The sequence below is a fragment of the Marinobacter salarius genome (genome assembly GCF_032922745.1).
In the GTDB taxonomy this organism is placed as follows: domain Bacteria; phylum Pseudomonadota; class Gammaproteobacteria; order Pseudomonadales; family Oleiphilaceae; genus Marinobacter.
Window position 1 is genome coordinate 3291819 of the sequence record NZ_CP136693.1, and the last position, 21360, is coordinate 3313178.

Annotated in this window: 22 protein-coding genes and 3 tRNA genes; 11 read left to right on the forward strand and 14 right to left on the reverse strand. The window is 57.1% G+C overall.

Features of this window, described 5'->3' with window-relative positions; translation table 11 throughout:
- Positions 1 to 31: 31 nt before the first annotated feature.
- From R1T46_RS15195 to R1T46_RS15220, 6 genes are all read right to left on the reverse strand, one after another.
- Positions 32 to 487 (reverse strand): DUF4124 domain-containing protein, encoded by a 456-nt coding sequence (locus tag R1T46_RS15195; RefSeq protein ID WP_317306014.1) that lies wholly within the window; start codon positions 485 to 487, stop codon positions 32 to 34.
- A 595-nt stretch (positions 488 to 1082) separates the two neighbouring features.
- A complete protein-coding gene (locus tag R1T46_RS15200; protein ID WP_317306015.1) occupies positions 1083 to 1541 on the reverse strand; it encodes a hypothetical protein in 459 nt (152 codons plus the stop codon).
- Between the two features lie 57 nt (positions 1542 to 1598).
- The gene (locus R1T46_RS15205) at positions 1599 to 1949 is read right to left on the reverse strand and encodes a hypothetical protein (protein WP_317306016.1); all 351 of its coding nucleotides are present in this window, start codon (positions 1947 to 1949) and stop codon (positions 1599 to 1601) included.
- On the reverse strand, positions 1946 to 2578 hold the full coding sequence (locus R1T46_RS15210) for a hypothetical protein (RefSeq protein ID WP_317306017.1): 633 nt from the start codon (positions 2576 to 2578) through the stop codon (positions 1946 to 1948). Before R1T46_RS15210 ends, R1T46_RS15205 begins: the two co-directional genes overlap by 4 nt.
- Before the next feature lie 133 nt (positions 2579 to 2711).
- Positions 2712 to 2785: transfer RNA gene (locus tag R1T46_RS15215), tRNA-Cys, on the reverse strand.
- A gap of 66 nt (positions 2786 to 2851) precedes the next feature.
- Positions 2852 to 2927, reverse strand: a tRNA-Gly gene (locus R1T46_RS15220).
- Positions 2928 to 3109: 182 nt separating this feature from the next.
- Between R1T46_RS15220 and R1T46_RS15225 the strand changes: the two genes are divergently transcribed.
- From R1T46_RS15225 to R1T46_RS15240, 4 genes are read left to right on the forward strand one after another with little or no spacing between them, the layout of a single operon-like run.
- Positions 3110 to 4234, forward strand: coding sequence for an ABC transporter permease (locus tag R1T46_RS15225; RefSeq protein WP_317306018.1), 1125 nt, complete (start codon positions 3110 to 3112; stop codon positions 4232 to 4234).
- Positions 4231 to 5028, forward strand: coding sequence for an ABC transporter ATP-binding protein (locus R1T46_RS15230; protein ID WP_317306019.1), 798 nt, complete (start codon positions 4231 to 4233; stop codon positions 5026 to 5028). The genes R1T46_RS15225 and R1T46_RS15230 overlap by 4 nt, the downstream gene beginning before the upstream one ends.
- Before the next feature lie 48 nt (positions 5029 to 5076).
- Entirely contained in the window at positions 5077 to 6015 is a 939-nt protein-coding gene (locus R1T46_RS15235; RefSeq protein WP_317306020.1) for an MlaD family protein, read from the forward strand.
- Entirely contained in the window at positions 6012 to 6623 is a 612-nt protein-coding gene (locus R1T46_RS15240; RefSeq protein WP_317306021.1) for an ABC-type transport auxiliary lipoprotein family protein, read from the forward strand. Before R1T46_RS15235 ends, R1T46_RS15240 begins: the two co-directional genes overlap by 4 nt.
- Before the next feature lie 4 nt (positions 6624 to 6627).
- Here R1T46_RS15240 and pgsA read toward each other — a convergent pair whose 3' ends face one another.
- The 5 genes from pgsA to R1T46_RS15265 form a co-directional block, all read right to left on the reverse strand.
- Positions 6628 to 7185 (reverse strand): CDP-diacylglycerol--glycerol-3-phosphate 3-phosphatidyltransferase, encoded by a 558-nt coding sequence (gene pgsA, locus R1T46_RS15245; RefSeq protein WP_317306022.1) that lies wholly within the window; start codon positions 7183 to 7185, stop codon positions 6628 to 6630.
- Positions 7186 to 7192: 7 nt separating this feature from the next.
- Entirely contained in the window at positions 7193 to 9070 is a 1878-nt protein-coding gene (uvrC, locus tag R1T46_RS15250; protein WP_317306023.1) for an excinuclease ABC subunit UvrC, read from the reverse strand.
- A complete protein-coding gene (gene uvrY / locus R1T46_RS15255) occupies positions 9054 to 9716 on the reverse strand; it encodes a UvrY/SirA/GacA family response regulator transcription factor (RefSeq protein WP_091642124.1) in 663 nt (220 codons plus the stop codon). Before uvrY ends, uvrC begins: the two co-directional genes overlap by 17 nt.
- A gap of 110 nt (positions 9717 to 9826) precedes the next feature.
- Positions 9827 to 10078 carry a hypothetical protein gene (locus R1T46_RS15260; RefSeq protein ID WP_091642121.1) on the reverse strand — a complete coding sequence of 84 codons (252 nt, stop codon included), beginning with the start codon at positions 10076 to 10078 and terminating at the stop codon, positions 9827 to 9829.
- A 100-nt stretch (positions 10079 to 10178) separates the two neighbouring features.
- Positions 10179 to 11786, reverse strand: coding sequence for a methyl-accepting chemotaxis protein (locus R1T46_RS15265; protein ID WP_317306025.1), 1608 nt, complete (start codon positions 11784 to 11786; stop codon positions 10179 to 10181).
- Between the two features lie 212 nt (positions 11787 to 11998).
- Here R1T46_RS15265 and R1T46_RS15270 point away from each other — a divergent pair, with 212 nt between their 5' ends.
- Genes R1T46_RS15270 through R1T46_RS15280 form a run of 3 tightly spaced genes read left to right on the forward strand, consistent with a single transcriptional unit; the run spans position 11999 to position 13863 of the window.
- Positions 11999 to 12598: a DUF938 domain-containing protein gene (locus tag R1T46_RS15270; RefSeq protein ID WP_213479815.1), complete on the forward strand. Its 600-nt coding sequence runs from the start codon at positions 11999 to 12001 to the stop codon at positions 12596 to 12598.
- Positions 12599 to 12628: 30 nt separating this feature from the next.
- Complete coding sequence (locus R1T46_RS15275; protein WP_213479816.1) at positions 12629 to 12904, forward strand: acylphosphatase; 276 nt, start codon at positions 12629 to 12631, stop codon at positions 12902 to 12904.
- An 11-nt stretch (positions 12905 to 12915) separates the two neighbouring features.
- Complete coding sequence (locus R1T46_RS15280; RefSeq protein WP_317306027.1) at positions 12916 to 13863, forward strand: AEC family transporter; 948 nt, start codon at positions 12916 to 12918, stop codon at positions 13861 to 13863.
- A 58-nt stretch (positions 13864 to 13921) separates the two neighbouring features.
- Here R1T46_RS15280 and R1T46_RS15285 read toward each other — a convergent pair.
- Positions 13922 to 14012: transfer RNA gene (locus R1T46_RS15285), tRNA-Ser, on the reverse strand.
- A 238-nt stretch (positions 14013 to 14250) separates the two neighbouring features.
- Here R1T46_RS15285 and R1T46_RS15290 point away from each other — a divergent pair.
- From R1T46_RS15290 to R1T46_RS15305, 4 genes are all read left to right on the forward strand, one after another.
- Entirely contained in the window at positions 14251 to 14781 is a 531-nt protein-coding gene (locus tag R1T46_RS15290; protein ID WP_317306029.1) for an isochorismatase family protein, read from the forward strand.
- 75 nt (positions 14782 to 14856) lie between these two features.
- Complete coding sequence (locus tag R1T46_RS15295; protein WP_317306031.1) at positions 14857 to 15507, forward strand: cupin domain-containing protein; 651 nt, start codon at positions 14857 to 14859, stop codon at positions 15505 to 15507.
- Positions 15508 to 16057: 550 nt separating this feature from the next.
- Positions 16058 to 17119, forward strand: a complete 1062-nt coding sequence (locus R1T46_RS15300) for a Glu/Leu/Phe/Val family dehydrogenase (protein WP_292048238.1) — start codon at positions 16058 to 16060, stop codon at positions 17117 to 17119.
- A 59-nt stretch (positions 17120 to 17178) separates the two neighbouring features.
- Positions 17179 to 18585 (forward strand): sodium-dependent transporter, encoded by a 1407-nt coding sequence (locus tag R1T46_RS15305; RefSeq protein WP_091642099.1) that lies wholly within the window; start codon positions 17179 to 17181, stop codon positions 18583 to 18585.
- A gap of 4 nt (positions 18586 to 18589) precedes the next feature.
- On the opposite strand, the gene R1T46_RS15310 is transcribed toward R1T46_RS15305, so the two are convergent.
- Both R1T46_RS15310 and ltrA read right to left on the reverse strand, forming a co-directional pair.
- Positions 18590 to 19708: an MFS transporter gene (locus tag R1T46_RS15310; RefSeq protein ID WP_317308320.1), complete on the reverse strand. Its 1119-nt coding sequence runs from the start codon at positions 19706 to 19708 to the stop codon at positions 18590 to 18592.
- Positions 19709 to 19783: 75 nt separating this feature from the next.
- On the reverse strand, positions 19784 to 21175 hold the full coding sequence (gene ltrA, locus R1T46_RS15315; protein ID WP_127401912.1) for a group II intron reverse transcriptase/maturase: 1392 nt from the start codon (positions 21173 to 21175) through the stop codon (positions 19784 to 19786).
- Between the last annotated feature and the right edge of the window lie 185 nt (positions 21176 to 21360).

A 21360-nucleotide genomic window follows, 5' to 3' on the forward strand; every position in this document is an offset into this window, starting at 1 on the left:
GTCATCACACCATTCATAACTTGAGCCCGGCTCATCGACAAACATTATCCCGGTGGCGCTGCCGATCCTTTATCAATTGCTCATAATACCGCTCGTCGTCGATGCTATAGCCTTGGCGCTTCTTGCTTTTCCATCGATCCCGGGCACTTTTCAGCCGGTTGGATGCGCCCTGACAAATGTAATCAGGACGCTCTTCATACTCCTCTTCGATCTCTGCAACTCGCTCCCTATATCGCTGCTCTGCCCTTCTGATCGACTCCTCAGACTTTCGGCGTTCCAGCTCCCGGCTTTGGCGAATGATGTCCGATTCAGCGGCACTGTCCGCAGACATGGAGCCTGGCTGACTATCTCGAATCCTTACCTCTTCTTTCTGGCCTGGTGGCGGCTGGTTGCCAAAATGGGTAATGCCGTTCTCATCGGTCCACTTGTAGACCTGGGCAGAAACGGGGAAAGCGAGGATCAGAAAAAGGGGTATCAGTAACCGCATGGTTTCACATCTCCCTGTAGGACTCACTCTGACTGAGGCGCTGGCCCGTCATTGAGGGCCCGATGAATCAAAAAGCCTCACATCATGATTATCTCGAGACCACTGCCGCCACAAAATATGACGGCGCCAAAAATCCAATGCCTAACAACCCGTACATGAAGAAATCACCCCCACCGCAGGACCTGACGTCTATACACGCCATTTTCACAGCCATCATGGCCATGAGCACCAGCCATACAATGCCGCCGGCGATCATTCCCTTGCTATCAATTTTCGTCACTGGTCCCTCACTGAATCGGGGTTTGCTGAGGAAATCGGGATCGTCAGTAGTAGCTTTGAGCGTAGCACAGGAAATTTTAAACACGGGCCGCCGGTCGTTTTCATGCTATCGAGTAGAACCAGCCGGGGCACAATGGTTTTCATGGTGGAGGAGTTGCGGAAACTCCCTGAAAGGATGGGCGCCTGGCCTCCCCCAAAAAAGGAAGAGCACCGGGTTTCCGCCAGTGGTGCAGACCTCTCCCAACGGCGAAAGCCGATCAAGTCGGACAATCACACAATAAATCATAAGCCCCGGAGCGCCCGGGGCCATGTTCGCTTAAGCAGTGCATTTTGCAGAGTTCTGGAGAATTTCAGACAACAGTTCATACCCGCGCTCGACCCTGGACCTGAAAGCGCTGACCGAAATTCCAAGTTCCTCGGCCATCTTTTCAAGCGTCCAGCGAGTCAAAGTCTGCTCCCTTGTTTCCGGATCCACCGTTACCGTGGTGCGTTTGAGGTATGCCCGGTGAATCAGAACCGCTTGGCGGTGGTCCGGTGACAGCCTGTCCAGCAGTGCCAGAGCCTGCCGGTGTTTCGGCTTCCAGTCCCCCAGCATCCGGCCCTTTCTCCAAACGGCAACATCTGACGCCTGACCTTTCGGAAGAACCCCGCCGCATTCTTGGAGCCGCCCGAGTATTCCAGAGTTTTGCCAGCCAGCATCTGAGTCCCTCGACATTAAAACTTCGAGTGCCAGATCAACGATTTTTTCCAGCACCGCCCTTTTATCTCGATCCATGATTGATTTCCCCAAATCTGAACAGATGAACAGCCCCGTTTCCGGGGCTACGGTTGGCTATAGGTGCCCTGCGCTGACAAGTCGCATTGACTCATCACCGTACTGAGCAAACCAGTTCTCTGCTTCCTTCTCGGTACCGAATTCAGGCGAAACCGGAACGAAAGGCTTTGCCCGGTGACTCACAAAATAGTATTCCCAACTTAAAGCACCATTTTGCTCGTCACCTCCGGTAGCCCGATACTCATTGCGGGCGTCATCCACCGCAATGCAGCCTGGCGTCCAGGCAGACGGCCGATCCAGATACTGAGCCCAGCCGGCAATTTCACCGGCGAAGAAAATCACATAGCCGCCCTGATATTCGAGCTCGTTGCGGAAGGCTTCAGCCTGCTTGATCCGCTGATTATTCATGATTCACCTCCCTGCTCGCGCGCATAACTGATGCTATCCGCAAGGTGGCAAATATGGTTGCCCAGAATACCGTTGGCCTGAATTAAGCCACCGAGCAGAAAATCAGATTCCACCCAATCCGGACAGCTCTGATAGGTGCGCTCGATCATGAAGCTCTCGATGACTTTTGATATGGCAGCGCTGGTGTCAGCAGCTTTCTGCAGTTCATCACTGAGCTCTTTCAGCCGGTTATCGGCTGGGCTCATTGCGCTCTGACCGGCCGTCAGGTCACCCGATTCTTTAATTGGCGCCTGAATATCAGTCTGCGCTTCTGGATGGTCCGAATCAGGATCTTCACCAGATCCAATGCCAGGCATCAGTGCCCTGGCATTATCCATGGCCTCAATTGCGGCCGCCTTGTACTCAGCCAAGAAATCTTCCTCTTTGGCTTCTTGCAGTGCGATGCAGAGTTCGTTGGCCTCAGAAATCGAAATATAGGCGCCTTCCAGCATGGCCCTGATAGGATCTTCTGGGCTGTCGTGGTCCAGCATTGTCTGCAGGTTCTCACGGTCACGCATGAAATTAAGGACAGACTCGGTATCGAGTACGCGGGCTCTGATATCATCAATTTTCGGCGAGTATTTATTCATGGTCACATTCCCTTAAATTGGTTTGGCCCTGGAGTGGGCTAAATTAAGGGATTAGTGCATCAAGTTCAGGATGTTGACTTATTGTTGGACGGGTTGATTTTCCGTCTGTAAGCCATTGTTTTAACAGGTGTAATGGAGGCGCGGGTCGGAATCGAACCGGCGTACACGGAGTTGCAGTCCGCTGCATAACCACTCTGCCACCGCGCCGGGAAAAGTTCGAAGGGGATTCGATACTTTTATGCTCTCAGGTGGGCATTGAGAGACTGTGTTAATTGGAGCGGGAAACGAGATTCGAACTCGCGACCCCAACCTTGGCAAGGTTGTGCTCTACCAACTGAGCTATTCCCGCTTGATCAACGAGGGCGTATTCTACGGATTAGGCCGTTTGCGTCAACCACTTTTTTCAACTTTCTGTTTTAGTTCAGATTCTGATCGATTGCACTCGAACGCAGCAACCCCCAACACGCGAATTTGAGCTAGTATCAAAGAACACCCATCGCCAATCCTCAACAAAGGAGACGGGATTTCCAGATGCCCTCCCCTGGCAAGCTTGCATTCCAGAACGGCCAATTGACCGTCTCGGGCGACTGGACGCTTCCGAACTACGGCAGCTTGAAGCGGGATGTCCAAAAAGCCGCCGCAATGGAGTCACCTAACGGGTATTCCGTCAATCTGGCAACAATCAATGCGCTAGATACCGCCGGCGCATCCCTGCTGGTGGACCTTCTGGGTGCCCGTCAACTCCATGAGCTTACCGAGCAAACCCCCGGGCTTTCCAGCGAACGTCAGGAACTGCTACGCCTGGTTGCCAACGCGATGGCCAGCCCTGAAGGCGAAAAGGCCCTCCGATCCAACCCGATCACCGAGTTCCTGGCGGGTGTTGGCGAAAAAATCGAAGACTTCTGGCATCAACAACGGCTGTTGATCGGGTTCACCGGCCAGATACTGGCGACATTGGCGAGCATCCTTGTAACACCCTGGCGATGGCGGATCACCTCACTGGTGGCCCATGTCCATCAGACCGGGCTGAATGCCCTTCCCATCGTGGCGCTGCTGACGTTTCTGGTGGGCGCGGTGGTTGCATTTCTGGGCGCCACCATTCTCGATGATTTCGGCGCCACCATTTACACCGTGAACCTTGTGGCCTTCTCGTTCCTGCGGGAGTTCGGTGTTCTGCTGGCCGCTATCCTGCTGGCTGGTCGCACGGCCAGCGCCTTTACTGCGCAACTCGGGTCCATGAAAGCGAACGAAGAAATCGATGCCCTAAGAACCTTCGGGCTGAGCCCGATTGAATTACTGGTTATCCCCCGGGTGCTGGCGATGGTGGTTTCGCTTCCGATATTGACCTTCGTCGGCATGATCAGTGGCATTGTTGGTGGTTCGCTGGTGTGCGTCGTGGCGCTGGATATCTCGGTTCCGCAAATCCTGAATATCCTCGAAACCAAGGTAAAAGTCGTCCACCTTCTGGTTGGGCTGGGGAAAGCCCCTATTTTTGCGTTTGTGATTGCCGTTATCGGTTGCCTTGAGGGCTTCAAGGCCAGCGGAAGTGCCCAGTCCGTCGGTGAGCACACCACCTCCGCCGTGGTACAGTCGATCTTTATGGTGATTCTGCTGGATTCCATAGCAGCGATATTCTTCATGGAGATGGGCTGGTGAGAAAAGAGGCCGCGCACCAGGATGTGGTTATCAGCGTGAGGGGCCTGTGTAACCGCTTCGGTAGTCATGAGGTACATAAGGAGCTCGATCTCGACCTTTATCAACGGGAAATACTGGGTGTTGTTGGCGGGTCTGGAACCGGCAAGTCGGTGTTGCTGAGGAGCATTGTCGGGCTGCATACGCCGGATTCCGGGACCATTGAAGTCTTTGGTGAGCAGTTGCAGGCTCTTTCTCAACAACAACGCTCCCACGTAGAGCGGCGCTTTGGCGTGCTGTTTCAGAGCGGTGCCCTGTTCAGCTCCCTGACACTCCAGGAAAACGTCGCCCTACCACTGATTGAACATGCCAAACTGTCCCGTACTGACGCGGAACATTTGGCCCGGGTGAAGCTCGCACTGGTCGGCCTCCCAGTCAACGCGGCCGGAAAGTACCCCGCCCAGCTGTCAGGTGGCATGGTTAAAAGAGCCTCGCTCGCAAGGGCCCTGGCGCTGGACCCGGAGGTGTTGTTCCTGGACGAGCCCACCGCCGGGCTCGATCCCATTGGCGCCGCCGCTTTTGACCGATTGATTGTTACGCTCCGGGACGCCCTTGGCTTCAGCGTGTTTCTGGTGACCCATGATCTGGACACCCTTTACACCACCTGTGACCGGGTGGCCGTGTTAGCCTCGCGGAGCGTACTGGTGGCGGACCGGCTGGCGGTAGTTGAAGCCACCGACGACCCCTGGATTCGCGATTACTTCCATGGGCCCAGAGGCCGCGCCGTCAATCGCATCAGGCCGGCCACGGGACAATAAATAAAAACAACCGGAAAGCAGCAAAGAAGTCGGGAGAGGTACGCTGATATGGAACCCAGAGCACATCACGTCCTGATTGGGCTGTTCACGCTGGTTGCGCTTGCCAGTGCGCTCGCATTTGCCCTGTGGCTAGGCCAGGCCGGCAACGACCGCGATTATGCCTGGTACGAAATCATTTTCGGTCGGGGCGTCAGCGGGCTCTCGGAGGGCAGCCCGGTCAAATACAGCGGCATTGAGGTGGGCGACGTGGCCGAACTAAGCCTCGACCCAAGTGACCCGCGCAACGTCAGAGTACTCATTCGGGTCTACGACGATGTGCCCATCAAGGAAGACACTCGGGCTGGCCTGGCGTTGACGAACATTACCGGCAGCATGAACATCGAACTGAAGGGCGGCACCCCTGGGAGCAAAAAGCTGACTGGCAGCCGTGAATCCCCACCGACCATCCAGGCCGAACCCTCGGCCTTTACCACCCTGATGGCTTCCAGTGAGGAGCTGTTTGCCAAGCTCGATCAGTTCCTCACCAACGCAAATGCCATGGTGTCCAAGGAAAACTCCCGAAACCTCACCCGCAGCCTCCAGAACATCGAGGCCGTGTCGTCAGGGTTGATGGACCAACGCAGCGAACTGAGCAATCTGGTGACGAGTTTCGATCAACTCAGCGTACAAACCGAGGCCACGCTGAAAACCTTCCGTCAATTTGGCAGCACAGCCAACAGCTTGCTGGACAAGGAAGGCCGCCAGTTGATGGCCACTGCCCAGAGCGCCATGAACTCACTGGAAACCGCTACCGCACGACTTGAAGCACTCACCGCCCGCAACGAAGGCTCCCTGGACCAGGGAATGCAGGGTATCGGGGAACTGGCGCCGGCCATGCGGGAACTGAGATCAACGCTGCAAAACATGGACAGCCTTATCCACCGCCTGGAGGACGACCCGGCCGGCCTTCTGCTGGGCCGCGAGCCGATACAGGAGTTTAATCCATGACACTGACTGCATCACGGGCACTGCTCTGCATGGTCGTTGCCGCCACGTTACCCGCTTGTACTCTGTTCCCGGATCGACCGGCCAATCGAATATTTCAGTTACCGGCTTCCACGGTTGAGGAATCCATCACTGACAACAAACCATTCAGCACAACCCTTCGGTTCGTAACGCCCTTGGCCGAAGGCCCTGTTGATAGCTCGCGTATTCTGGTGAAACCGGAGGGCAACGAAATAAAGGCCTATCAGGGCGCGCGCTGGAGCAACAAGTCCCCCATCCTGGTTCGGGACCAACTGGTCGATGCCTTTCGCCGGGATGGCCGCTTTGCTGGCGTTTTAACTGGAACCAGTCCTGCACGCAGCGATCTGACCATAGCCGGAGAGCTAAATGCGTTCCAGAGCGAGTATCAGGACGGTATGCCGGTAGCGCTGATACGGCTGGACCTGCACCTCATTAACGAGCGCACCCGCAATACCCTTGCCAGCAAACGCTTTGAGTACCAGCATCCGGCGACAGGGGAACAAGTTGAAGAAATCGTGGAAGCATTTGGAGAGGCCAGTAACGCACTGGCCCGCGAGGTGATTCGCTGGACGGTCGAACAGCGCCCCTAACCCGTTAACCCTGGTGTTTTTCCGGAAAAAGGTCCGGCCAGGCGGCCTTGAGATAGAGAATCATCGACCAGAACGTCAGTACCGCTGCCACGTACAGCAGGGCCGTACCGGCCTGGGCCCAGACAACACCAGGAGGAAATGCCAGCAGCATGATAATGGCCACCATCTGCGCCGTCGTCTTGATCTTGCCAATGTAGGACACCGCGACACTCGCACGGCTGCCAATTTCCGCCATCCACTCCCGCAATGCTGAAATCACGATCTCACGACCGATAATCACCGTGGCGGGAATCGTCAGAATGAAACTCGCGTGGGCTTCAATCAGCACGGTCAACGCTACCGCTACCATGAGTTTGTCCGCGACGGGGTCCAGGAAGGCACCAAAAGGTGTGCTCTGATTCAGTTTCCGGGCCAGGTAACCATCCAACCAGTCCGTCGCCGCCGCCAGCCCAAACAGGCCCGCACTGACCAGATAGCTCCATTGCGCCGGCAGGTAGTAGATAATCACGAAAACCGGGATCATCAGAATCCGGGAAAGGGTGAGAATGTTCGGTAAATTCATGCTATCCCTACTCGTCATGCAGTACTGCGTAGATGGTTTCTGCCAGGTTCCTGCTGATTCCCTGAACCTTGGACATTTCGTCGATACTCGCCTTGCGTAGCTCCTGGATACCGCCAAAATAACGTATCAGATCGCGGCGGCGTTTGGGCCCTACACCTTCGATTCCCTCAAGGGTGGATTGCCGGCGTTTCTTGTCACGCCGGGCCCGATGGCCAGTGATGGCGAAACGGTGCGACTCGTCACGGATATGCTGGATCAGATGCAGTGCCGGCGAGTCTGCGGGAACCCGATAGAGGTCGCCTGTTATGGCATCAATCAACTGTTCCATACCCGCACGCCGGGTGACACCCTTGGCAACACCAATCAGCGGAATGTCCGTAACACCAAGCTCATCAAACACTTCCCGGGCAATGTTCAACTGGCCCTTACCACCGTCGATGAACACCAGGTCCGGGCGTTTGCCCTCACCTGCCACCATGCGTTTATATCGGCGCGTCAGAACCTGGCGCATGGCTCCGTAGTCATCGCCGCCAGTGACACCCTCGATATTGTAGAGCCGGTAGTCGCTTTTCAGCGGCCCATTCTCGTCGAAAACCACGCAGGATGCGACTGTGTTTTCACCATGGCTATGACTGATGTCAAAGCACTCCATGCGTGACGGCGTTTCCGCCAGATCCAGCAGGTCACGCAGGGCCAGCAGGCGGAGATAGACCGTTTCCTTGCTGGCCAGGTGGGTCAGCAGTGTCTGCCTGGCGTTGGTCATGGCCAGATCCAGCCAGCGTCGGCGTTCTCCACGCACATTCTTGCGTACCCGGGTCTCACGGCCAGCGGATTCTGTCAGCGCCTGGGACAGCAGTTCCTGCCCGTCGACGTCCACCGGCACCAGAATGTCCGGTGGAATTTCCCGGCGGGTGCTACCGCCGAAATAATACTGCCCAAGGAAAGCACTTAACAACTCAGCTTCCGACTGCTCAATGCTGTATCGCGGAAAATAATCCTTGGTACCGAGCACACGACCACCACGCACGATGATCACCACGATGCACACCACACCGGCATCTTGAGCAATGGCCACCACGTCGGCATCGCCCCCTTCGCCGTCCACGCTTTGCTGCTCCTGAACGTGCCGCAGATGGTTTATCTGGTCGCGGTAGACACCGGCTTTCTCAAATTCCAGATTCTTCGCCGCGGTTTCCATGGCCGCCATCAGATCCTGAAGGATCGCGGGGTTCTTGCCTTCGAGGAACATGGTGGCGTGGCGCATGTCCTCGCGATAATCCTCGGGGGAAATATAGTCGACACAGGGTGCCGTGCAACGGTTGATCTGATACTGCAGGCAAGGTCGGGTTCTGTTTCGGAAATAGGCTTCACTACAAGATCTTATACGGAAAATCTTTTGTAGAATATTAAGACTTTCCTTGACCGCTCCAGAGCTCGGAAATGGTCCATACCAGGTACCGCCGCCTTTCTTCGTGCGCCCCCTGCGAAACGTCAGGGAGGGATAATCGTCGTGTGAGGAAAGGTAGATATAGGGATAGGATTTATCATCCCGCAGCAGGATATTGTAAGGCGGCCGCAGGGATTTGATCAGGTTCTGTTCAAGCAGCAGCGCTTCGGTTTCACTGCTGGTGATGGTGACTTCGATGGAGTCAATTCGGGAGACCAGGGCTTCGGTCTTGGGCGCCAGGCCGGATTTGCGGAAGTAGCTGGTCACCCGTTTCTTGAGGTTGCGGGCCTTACCCACATACAACACATTGCCAGCGGCGTCGTACATGCGGTAAACGCCGGGCCGCTCGGTCAACTGTTTCAGGAAGCTTTTGGTGTCGAACTCCCTGTTGTTCCCTGCCTCGGCAGAATCAGCCGGTGCGTCAGACCTTGTCGGCATCGAGCAACCCGAGCCTGACCGCCATCAGCGCCAACTCAACGTCACTGGAAATTTCCAGTTTCTCGAAAATGCGATAACGGTAACTGTTTACGGTTTTAGGGCTGAGGCAAAGCTTGTCGGAGATGTCCTGCACTTTCTGACAGTCCACCACCATCATGGCAATCTGCATTTCCCGCTCGGACAACCGGTCGAACAGGGATAGCTCGCCGTCTTCGTCCCGAGCGTCGCCACCAAGCTGCTTGAGCGCCATTTTCTGGGCAATTTCCGGGCTGATGTACCGCTGCCCGGAGTGCGCCATGCGGATGGCGCGAACCATTTCCTTGATATCGGCGCCCTTGGTGATATAGGCCGATGCGCCGGCCTGCATCACCCTGGTGGGATAAGGGTCATCCGCACAGGCAGTTACCACGATCACCCGCACCGCATCGTCAATGCGCAGGATGCGCCGTGTCGCTTCCAACCCCCCAATACCGGGCATACGGATGTCCATCAACACGATGTCCGGGCTGTCTTTACGCACAGAATCAATGGCATCCTCGCCTGAAGATGCTTCGCCGATGACTTCAATATCGGGGTTGTCCGCCAGCATCCGGGTAATACCGGACCTGACCAGTTCATGGTCGTCTACAACCAATACCCTGATCAAAACTCACCTCGCACGCGGCTTTTATGGGAATTTACGAATTGTACCGGTTAAGGGTTCCCGACGGTAGGTGCATCCATCAATACCGGGACCCACTGCTCAGGAAGCAACTATCAGCGCGCCAATCCCAAGCCTGCGGTGTTCTCTACCGGGTCGAACCAGACCACCAGATCCCGTCGCCGAACCGCCGATTTTACCCGCTCGCGCTCTGCCATCGGGTTCTCGGTGTCGTTCAGCCCGTGGTACCGCGTGCAGTATTCGTCAACCAGCCCATCAAGCTGGTCCTCTGAAAGCAACTCCACATCCACTACGAATTTTTCTTCACGCGGGTCCGGCTGGGGCTCCTGGCCTGCTTCGTCGGTCATGTTCGATTCCACCTCAAAGCGGCCATGGTAATGGGTTTTACGGGGCTGTAGAAGACCGATTACGGGCCTTTTTTGTCACTACTGAGCATTGGCCGAGGGATCAGGCCGCCTTAAATCGTGAGATCAGTTGACGCATGGTGACCGATTCCTGTCGCAGGTATTCGCTGATCTGGCGGGTATTATCAACGCTGGTAATCAAAGAGCCTGAACTGTCATCAAGCGCTCTGGACCGTCGCCCGACGCGATCAATCTCCTCCCTCTGAACGGCAACCGCGTCCCCAATTTCAGCACTGCGGTTTTCCAACTCCGTAAACTGGTTCCCCAGCCGCTCCAGGTGATTTTTCAGCGCATCAAGGTTCCGTCGGTTCATGCCTCCAGCGTCCCGCATTTCATCCAGCAGGCCCTCGACGCCGGAAACCCCGGTTACCAGGTCGGTCACCCACTGGCGGATTTCTCTGGTCGAATCGGACGTACGCTTCGACAGGGTGCGCACTTCGTCTGCCACCACGGCAAATCCCCGACCGTGTTCGCCGGCACGGGCCGCTTCAATCGCTGCATTCAGGGCCAGCAAATTGGTCTGCTCCGCGATATCGGCAATCACGCCGATCACGCTCTCAATCTTACCCGAGGACTCACTCAATGCCTGTATGGAAAGGGAAACCCGACCAATCACCTCCACGGTGTGTTCAGCAGCCTGTTCACTGTTTCTGAGCCCTTCCTGAACGACCGCATTGGCAGCCACGGCGTCTCGAACCGTAGTGGCCGAATTCTCGGTGGCTAAATCAATGGCCGACGCCTGGCCGGCAATCGCCGCCATGGATTGGCTGACATAATGGATTTGTCGGCGGGTGGTGTCAGTCGACGCCTGCACGCCTTCGGCCTGGGAATCCAGTGACACAGATCGGTCATTGATGCTGTGGGCAGCCGTCCTCACCTCTCCGATAAAGAGCTCAAAACGGCTGACCAACCCTACCAATGCGCGGGTCACACCAGCCACTTCATCATGTCCGGTAATAACCGGACGCCGGGAGAGATCCGAGGTTTCGTCCATTTCCCTCAGCCCGGACTCCAGCAACTGCAGACGGCCAATCACTGAACGCCGAAGCCAGAGCGTCATCAAGACCACAGACATCAGGAATACAGCAGAGCCCGCCAACAGCCAGATTTTCTGGGCATCCAGGAAAGCCAGCAGGTCCTGGCTACTGACTTCAATGGTTGTACGACTGGCTTCCTTACGGTTGTTGATCGCCGCCAGCATGGGGCCGAGGGCAGGAAACAGATCAAAATCCACCACTTGCCCTACTCGATAGTAGCTACGTCCTTCAATACCGGGCCTCATGGATTCGATGAGCGCCAGCACGCTCTCAAACAACGCTCGATTTTCCGTCGCCCACTCGCTCAGCCCGGCATTATCCTCGATAAATTGCCAGTGCTCTGGCAACGCCGCTGTCAAAGCCTGAAATTCCACATCGATTTCATCCCAGAGCATCAGCTGTGCCTTGATCTTGTAGGCAAGATCCTGCAGCCGGCGATGGTCCTGTTCAAGGTCTTCCAGCAACCAGGACTCCGAAAGATTTTCCCGGACCAATGCCTCTGAAGCAGACTCCGCACGAGTCATAATGCTCCATGACAGGACCGCCAATGCGGCCAAAGCAAACACTGAAAGAAAGGAAAAGAACAGAATACGGCTGCGGACAGTTCTGAGCATGGTATCTCCACTGGGGGTATCGTCCAATGGAGCTTATGCCTGTTTTATGACATTTTTATGTCGTCAAAAACGCTATTTTTAAGTCGCAATGCATCTAAATAGACCATTACCGAATGTCCGACACGCGGGAAATCCCCTACCCTCATTCTTTTACCCATAGCCTCCTGCACGATATCCTTTGGATTATTACGGAACCCGAACAGGCGTAAACGATGGTCCACAGCAAGCCCTTTTCACAGGCCTGTCAGAACAACAGGCAACCCATACTGGAACGCATTAAAGCGGTGTTCACCGAGCCGGCCACCATATTGGAGATCGGCACGGGAACGGGGCAGCACGCCGTTTATTTCGCAGCAGAGCTCTCCCACTTGACGTGGCAACCCAGTGATCGGCCTGGAGGTGCTGGCCATTCCCTGGGCTGGATCCAGGAGGCCGCGCTTGCCAATATCCGTCCACCACTTGAATTGGATGTTTCCCTGGGAAGCTGGCCGGTAGACACCATCGATGGCGCCTATTCCGCCAACACGGCTCACATCATGTCGTGGGAAGAGGTAGAGGCAATGTTTGCGGGGCTGGCCAAGCGCCTCATTGCGGGCGGCCTGTTCTGCCTCTATGGTCCGTTTAACTACGAAGGGCAATTTACCAGCGACAGCAATCGCCTGTTTGATCACCACCTGCGGAGCCAGGCCTCCCATATGGGCATCCGTAATATGGATGACATGCTGGAACTGGCAGGGCGAGTTCGGTTCGGGCTTGAAAGCGATTTCGATATGCCTGCCAACAATCGACTGCTGGTATGGCGTAAACTGTAAACAGCTACTCGATTCAGGAGGGATCACGCAATGAGCCACCAGAGACTCACGATGCTGATCAGCGGCAAGGTTCAGGGGGTCTGCTATCGCGCCTCCGCGGCCGACATGGCAAACAGCCTGGGTGTCACCGGCTACGCCAGAAACCTGCCGGATGGCCGCGTAGAAATCGTTGCAGAGGGCCCACCGGCGTCACTGGTTTCACTTAGACAGTGGTGTCGTGACGGCCCTCCCTCCGCAATCGTCGACAAGATCAATGCCACCGAAGACTCTGCAACCGGTGATTTCACAAACTTTGGAGTTCGGTAACCACCGGTTGAATGACACTACTCGGAACATTCCTTCATACCCTGGAGACCACGCTGCCGGTATTCGCCATGGTGTTTATCGGCCTTGGTCTCAGGCGCCTCGGCTGGATCGATACCAACTTTATCAACACGGCATCGGCGCTGGTCTTCCGCGCCACTCTACCAACACTGGTATTCCTCAGTATTGTACGCGCAGACCTTGATACTACCCTCAACCCTGCACTGCTGGGATTCTTCGTAGCCGCAACCCTGGCCAGCTTTGTCTTCTGCTGGCTTTGGGCCATGCGTGCCGCACCAACGATTGACCGGGGTGTGTATGTCCAGGGCGCTTTCAGAGGCAACTGCGGTATCGTGGGCCTCGCCCTAGCGGCCAGCCTCTATGGCGACTTCGGCCTTTCAGCCGGGGGCCTCCTGCTGGGCGTGGTCATTATTTCCTACAACGCACTTTCTGTGGTCGTCCTGACGGCCTATCAGCCGAGCCAGGCGACCAGTTGGGGACGCATCCTCGGGGACATCGGGCGCAACCCTCTCATCCTGGCCGTCGTAGTCGCGGTTCCCTTTGCCTGGTCCGGGCTGCAACTGCCGAACTGGCTAATGACCAGCGGCGACTATTTCGCGTCACTTACCTTGCCCCTGGCGCTGATTTGCATTGGCGGAACGCTGTCCTTGAGCGCCATGCGTAATGATCGCAAGCTCGCGATCAGTGCAAGTGTGATGAAGATGGTGACGTTACCGGTATTGTGTACATTCGCGGCCTGGCTGGCCGGGTTTGAAGGGCGGGAACTTGGGCTGATGTTCCTGTTCTTCGCCAGCCCGACAGCAGCGGCCAGTTTTGTCATGGTCAAGGCGCTGGGCGGCAACGACCGCCTGGCAGCCAATATCGTGGCGCTGACCACGTTGATGGCCAGCGTGACCGTTACCGCTGGGGTATTTGTGTTGCGGACAATGGGGGTGGCCTGAGCTCCCACTTTCCAGTTTACCAATAAAAAACCCCAGCATTTCTGCTGGGGTCTGGTATTGGCGGAGAGGGAGGGATTCGAACCCTCGATACGCTATTAACGTATACACACTTTCCAGGCGTGCGCCTTCAGCCACTCGGCCACCTCTCCAATACTCTTTAAATAAACCGTTCGAAATCAGCAACGTCGTCGCTCATTTGAGGGCGCAAACTCTAATGGTTTTGTTCCGGTTTGGCAACTCCAATTTAAAAATCGTTTCTCCCACTCACTTCTTGGTCGACGTCGGCCCATGATCGACACACTGCCAGTGTATTCGGGGCGAGAACCAGCCAGGGCTTTGTGCAATACTGGGATTAAACAAGAACCCGCCCGCAGGGAGGAAACGTTTATGCTGATGAGCGCGGAACAATCAACACTGGTTCTGATCGACCTTCAGAAAAAGCTGATGCCAGTCATTAATCATGGCGAATCGGTGCTGTCGGAATCCGTGAAGCTGGCTCAAATTGCCCGGCTCATGGAGGTGCCGGTGATTGTCACCGAGCAGATTCCCGAAAAGTTGGGCCACAATGCCGATGAAGTAGCCGCCCTTGCCGATCAGACGGTCACCAAGATCCACTTTGACGCCTGTGGCGGCGGCCTGCTGAAGGCCATCCCCAATGATCGCAAGCAGATCATTATCGGTGGCTGTGAAGCCCATGTGTGCCTGCTGCAAACCGCCCTTTCGCTTCTGGCGGCTGGTTTCGGCGTGTGGGTGGTCGAGAACGCCACCGGCTCGCGCCATGACAATGATCGTGACGCGGCCCTCGAACGCCTGCACAAAGCCGGCGCCACCATTGTGACCGTTGAAATGGTCGCCTTTGAGTGGATGCAACACAGCGAACATCCGCGCTTCCGGGACGTTCAGCGGTTAATCAGATAGCGTCACCGGAAACGGATAAGTCCGGCACCGGGCAGTCGTCGTACTGACGGTCAAATGACATAACCGGAGATCGCCATGCTCAACATGGACTTCAGCCAGAAAGTCGTCATTCAGGCCGGTGACCGGGAATGGATCCCCAGCCCGGCTGGCGGCGTACTTCGTAAACCCCTCGCCCGTGAAGAGGCCGAACGTGGCCACGCCACGAGCATCGTGCGCTATGAGCCCGGCGCCAGCTTCAACCGGCATGAACATCCCCTGGGCGAGGAAATCCTGGTACTTGAAGGAGTGTTTTCCGACGAAACCGGGGATTACGGTAAAGGCACCTACCTCCGGAATCCTCCCGGCAGTGGCCACGCGCCATTCAGCAAAGAAGGCTGCGTATTGCTTGTGAAGCTCCATCAATTCGATGAGCGTGACACAGCGACTGTGCGCATCGACACCAGCACCGCTGACTGGTTGCCTGGTATCGGTGGCTTGAAAGTAATGCCATTGCACGAGTTCGAACACGAACACGTGGCGCTGGTGAAATGGCCCGCAAACGAGAAATTCCAGCCCCACCGACATTTCGGAGGCGAAGAGATATTGGTGCTGTCAGGCGAGTTCTGCGACGAAAACGGACGTTACCCTGCAGGCACCTGGATACGAAGCCCCCATATGAGCCAGCATCACCCTTTTGTCGACGAAGAAACGGTCATCTGGGTAAAAACCGGCCACCTTCCTGTATAACGAGCCGGCCAGCCGATCTGAGCTCTAAAAAATATTTACGTTTACGTAAAGTAGATCTATCTACCTGTTACCGCTGGAATTTTCAAAATCACCAAAAAATGCATGAATTTCAACCATTGACGACGATGTAAAAGCTATCTAGTCTTCTCTCGTTGAACCCCAAAAGGGTATCGACACATGAAATCATGCCAACCGGCCTATCTGCCGGGGCATAACAATAAAATGACCACGGAAGCCGTGATCCGGCCTGGTGGAAGAGGATTTCAGCATGTCACTGGTAAATCAGTCCCTGTGCATGGGCCCATGCGCCCACACCCTGCAACACCCTACAGCTCCTTTCCTTTCTCTGACGCTTTGTGCATCCCGATCGCTCCGACCGGATCTTTCACGACTATCCAAACTCATACAACTACCAAATCCGACCGGCAGTTAATCGCGTCCAACACCCGATAGCGATTGAGTTTCGGCAGCGCCCGCAATCTACCGCCGGCCTCCGTCACAAGGGCGAATCCCTGTGCAAGAACCACCCGGAGCAAAAGGAATCCAAACAATGACTGTATTTACGCATCCTGAATTCGACCACCACGAACATCTGACGTTTTGCTGCGATCCAGAGACCGGGCTGCGCGCCATTATTGCCGTACACAATACCTCCCGTGGACCCGCGCTGGGCGGATGCCGCATGTATCCCTACGCCAGCGACGAAGAAGCACTGACAGACGTTCTCCGCCTGTCCCGGGGGATGACTTACAAGTCGGCACTGGCCAACCTTGACCTCGGCGGTGGCAAGTCCGTCATCATCGGCGATCCACGCCAGCACAAAACCGAAGCCCTGCTTGAATCCATGGGGCGTTTCCTGGAACAGCTTGGCGGACTGTACATCGCTGCCGAGGACTCGGGCACCAGCGTAGCCGACCTCCAGGTCATGGGCCGTAAAACGTCCAATGTGGCCGGCATCAGCGAACGCCCGGGTTTTGATGGCAGGCCCAGCAACGGTGATCCCTCTCCCGCCACGGCCTGGGGCACCTTTGTGGGCATTAATGCTGCCGTTAAGCACAAGCTCGGCCGTAGCGACCTTGAGGGGTTGAATGTGGCGGTTCAGGGCATCGGCAACGTTGGTTACCGCCTGGCTCGACACCTTAAAGAAGCTGGCGCGAAACTCTGGGTCTACGACGTCCACCAGGACCAGATGGATCGGGCGGTTGCCGAGCTGGGCGCGACGCCGGCTAGCGCCGACGAAATTCTCTACCTGCCGGTAGACGTGGTTGCGCCCTGTGCCATGGGCGCTGTCCTGAATGATCACTCCATTCGTAAGCTACAGGCCACCATCGTGGCCGGCGCCGCTAACAATCAGTTGGCCACCCCGGCTCATGACCAGGCCCTGTTCGAACGTGGAGTGCTCTATGCCCCAGACTTTGTAATCAACGCTGGCGGCATTATCGACGTGTGTTACGAGCGCAAGGGACCCGACCCCCAGGCCGTTCGCAAACACGTCGATTCCATAGCCAATACCCTGGAGGAAATCTTCCAGCGCTCGGATCGCGATGGCCTGCCCACCGGGCAGATCGCCGATCAACTCGCAGAGGAGCGATTCCGGCATAAATCCCGTTGATGGTGGCTAACGCCGCCACTCACTCCCCCGAAAACAAAAACAGTAAGCAGGAGAATACAATGAGTAATGCTTCTTCATCCGCTGAAGGCGGTGCCATGGGCCAGGCGACAGCCAAGCGTGGGCTGTGGTCTTCGCGCCTGGCATTCATACTTGCCGCGACGGGCTCAGCAGTGGGCCTGGGTAATATCTGGAAATTCCCCTACATCACCGGTGAAAACGGCGGTGGCGCCTTCGTCCTGGTATACCTGCTGTGCATTGCGGCGGTGGGCCTACCCATTATGATGGCCGAGGTATTAGTCGGTCGCCGTGGCGGTCACAGCCCCGTTAACAGCATGCGGGCCATAACCAGCCAGGAAGGCCTGAAACCGGCCTGGCGTTGGGTGGCGGCCGTCGGGGTCCTGGCGGGGTTCCTGATCCTCTCTTTCTATTCGGTGATCGGCGGATGGGCGATTTCCTATGTGGGCACCGCCGCCACCGGCCAGTTGGCGGGCCAGTCGGCTGAGTCCATAGGCGCCATTTTCTCCGGCCTGTTGGGCGATCCCATCAAGCTGCTTCTGTGGCATACCCTGTTCATGGCGTTGGTGATGGTCGTGGTCGCACGAGGCGTACGTTCCGGGCTTGAGCGCGCTGTCAGCATTCTGATGCCGGCCCTGTTCGTGCTCCTGCTGATTGTCGTGGGCTATGCGATGACCACTGGCCACTTTGGCCAGGCCGTCGCCTTCCTGTTCCAGCCCGACTTCTCGAAGCTCACCACTTCGGGCGTCTTGGTTGCCCTGGGCCACGCTTTCTTCACGCTCAGCCTCGGCATGGGCGTCATGATGGCCTACGGCTCCTATCTGCCAAAAAACATCTCCATCGCCAAAACCTCCGTGACCGTCTCTATCATGGATACCGCCGTGGCCTTACTGGCCGGGTTGGCTATCTTCCCAATCGTATTTGCCAATGGCCTTGAGCCAGGCGCCGGTCCCGGCCTGATTTTCCAAACCCTGCCACTGGCATTCGGGCAAATGCCTATGGGCAGCCTCTTCGGTACGCTGTTCTTCGTGTTGCTGATCTTTGCCGCCTGGACATCCGGCATTTCGCTGCTGGAGCCCATTGTCGAATGGCTTGAGGAACAGAAGGGGTTGAACCGTACGGTGAGCACCGTCGGAGCAGGCATCGTCTGCTGGTTACTGGGTGTGGCCTCCGTGCTTTCACTGAACCTGTGGTCGGACGTGACACCGCTGGGCATGTTTGCGATGTTCGAAGGCAAAACCATCTTCGATCTTCTGGACTTCCTGACCGCAAATATCCTGCTGCCCCTGGGTGGATTGCTGGTCGCCGTGTTTGTTGGCTGGACAATGTCTCGACAGGCGCTGGAAAGCGAACTGGGCATGTCACCGGGCACATTCTCGGTCTGGTATCGCGTCCTGCGTTACTTCACACCCGTTGCTGTCGCCGTCGTGTTCGTCTACAACCTGGTATAACCAATCAAGCGGGATGCCGGCCCCTGTCCTGGGGCCGGCTCATCAGCCAAACGGCCATCAAGACACCGTGTAACACCAGGAACGGTATGGCAATCAGCAACAGTCCATTCCAGTCAAACGCCGCCAATACCGCACCAGCACTCAGTGCAGCTGTCGCCTGCGAGCCGAATACCATCAGGTCGTTGAGCCCCTGAACACGGAACCGCTCCTCATCGCGATATCCCTGCGGCAACAGCGTGGTGCCACCGACAAACAGGAAGTTCCAGCCAACCCCCAACAGGATGAGTGCAAACAGGTAATGGTGAAAGCTGATACCGCTGAACGCCAGGGCCACACACCCCAGATAGGCCAGCAATCCCAGCCCCATCATCCTCGGAATACCCACCACACGAATTAACCAGCCACTGACCAGCGACGGCAGATACATAGCCATGATATGAATCTGAATGACCCACTTGGCATCTTCAAGCGGGTGATCGGCCACTTCTGTCATACTCAGCGGTGTTGCCGTCATGATAAAACTCATGAGGGCATAACCGATGGCGGCGGCACTGATCGCCGCCCATATGACCGGTTGCCTCAGGATGTCGGTCATCGGGCGACCGCCCTCCCCCAAGGCTTCCCGGACTCGCTCCCCGCTGGCGCGGTACCCGAAAACCAGTACGACCATGGCAAGCACCTGCACGACACTCAGTGCAAGCCAACCGCCCATGAAAGGGTATTCGGCTTGACCTCCACCACCGACAAGCGCAATTTCCGGCCCCAGCCACGCCGCTACAAGACCACCGAGGAGTACCCTGGCTGCGGCGGAGCCAGCCATCCCGGGCGCCACCGATTCCATGGCCGCAAAGCGGTATTGGTGAACCACCGCCAGCCCGGTTCCGCCCACAACCGCCGCAGCGCACAAGAACGGGAAACTTGCATTCCAGGCTGCCAGCGCACCGAGCAACCCGGACACGGTACCCGCCAGCGCGCCAAGCAACATAACCGGCTTGCGCCCCAGGCGCTCCATCATCCACGTAGCAGGCTTAATAGCCAGGACCGTTCCTACAACCACAAGGCCCACGGGCAGGGTTGCCCACTCAGGCGATGGCGCCAGAAGACGTCCGTGAATGCTTCCGATAAAATCGAGTAGGAGGGGGAGTTACCTCCCCCGTCCTCTCACACCACCGGGCATACGGTTCCGTACCACGGCGGTTCATGGTCGGCTCTGAAGCCGAGTCATCGTATCCAGCAAGCTTACCAGAGACAGACGGTCGAATACCCTCTTAGGCAGGGCCGCGTTCATATGAGTCGCGCCACTGTTCCACCAGGGTCCACGACCATTGGTCGCGCTCCTCCAAGCCCTTATCTCAGTCAAGCCTAGCCGTACCAGGTTGCGGGCCCGCGTGCGGGTCCGCTTCCACTGCTGCCACAGGATCAGGCGAAGCCGCCGTCTTATCCAGCCATCCAGGGCTTCGACCGAACGCTTCGAGGCGGTCAGGCGATAGTAATTTGCCCAGCCTCTCAGCACCGGGTTCAGGTTCCGGATGGTGGTCGTCAACGACTGTCCCCGTGACCGTTTCAGCAGGGGGCGAAGCTTGGCCATGAAGGCCTTCAGGCTTTTGGGCGCGACTCTCAACCGGACCTGACGTTTATGCCAGCTCACGCTGTAACCCAGAAAGCTCCGACGCCAGGGGCGGTCCACGGCGCTTTTCACCGTATTCACCTTCAGGCGCAAGCGCGTTTCCAGGAAGTGGGTAATACTGGCCATCACCCGTTCGCCGGATCTTTTGCTGCTGACGTAAATGTTGCAGTCGTCCGCATAGCGGCAGAACCGGTGTCCCCGCCGCTCCAGCTCCCGATCCAGTTCGGTCAGGAGCACGTTAGAGAGCAAGGGCGACAGGGGGCCGCCTTGCGGCGTGCCTTCCCGTCTCGGGCTGACCAGTCCTCCTTCGAGCATGCCGGCTTGCAGGTAACGCCGGATCAGGGTGAGTATCCGCCGGTCGGCTATGCGACAAGCCAGCAGGCTCATCAGCACATCGTGGTTGACCCGGTCAAAGAACTGGGCCAGATCCAGATCGACCACCCAGCGGTGGCCGTCGTTGATGTGTTGCTGCATCGCCTTGACCGCCTGGTGGGCACTTCGACCGGGGCGGAACCCATAGCTGTGATCCGAGAAGGTCGGTTCCAGCGTCGGGCTCAGCACCTGGTGAAGGGCTTGTTGGATCAGGCGGTCCTGCACCGTTGGGATACCCAGTGTCCGCTCCCCGCCTTGCGGCTTGGGGATACTGACCCGGCGGACCGGTTGAGGATGGTAGTCTCCGGCCAACAGCCGCTCGCGCAGCGTTGGCCAATGCTGTTGCAGGTGGCCCTTCAGGGCCATCACCGGCATCTGATCGACACCGGCGGCACCCTTATTGGATACCACCCGCTGATACGCACGCATCAGGTTCGGGCGCTCAAGCACCTGTTCCATCAGCGTGTTCGGCTCCGCGTTCGTCCACGAGTGAGCCCCCGCGTCTGCCTCGACACGGACTTCAGTCTCTGCCGGATACCGTCCAGCGCCTTCCTGAATGCCCTGCCCCATCCGGGTCGCTTCTGTCTTCATAAGCACACTACGAGAACTCATCGCCTACTAACGGCCAACCATGTTCGGCCCTTCCGTACGCGGTGACGCACCTACTATGGCCTCGGCTGAGTTCTGGCTCCCCATCCCCACCTCTCGCGAAGTGAGTAGCACAGCGGCAGAGAACCAGACTTCCCAGGGTAAGACGCGTGACCTTCACACTTATG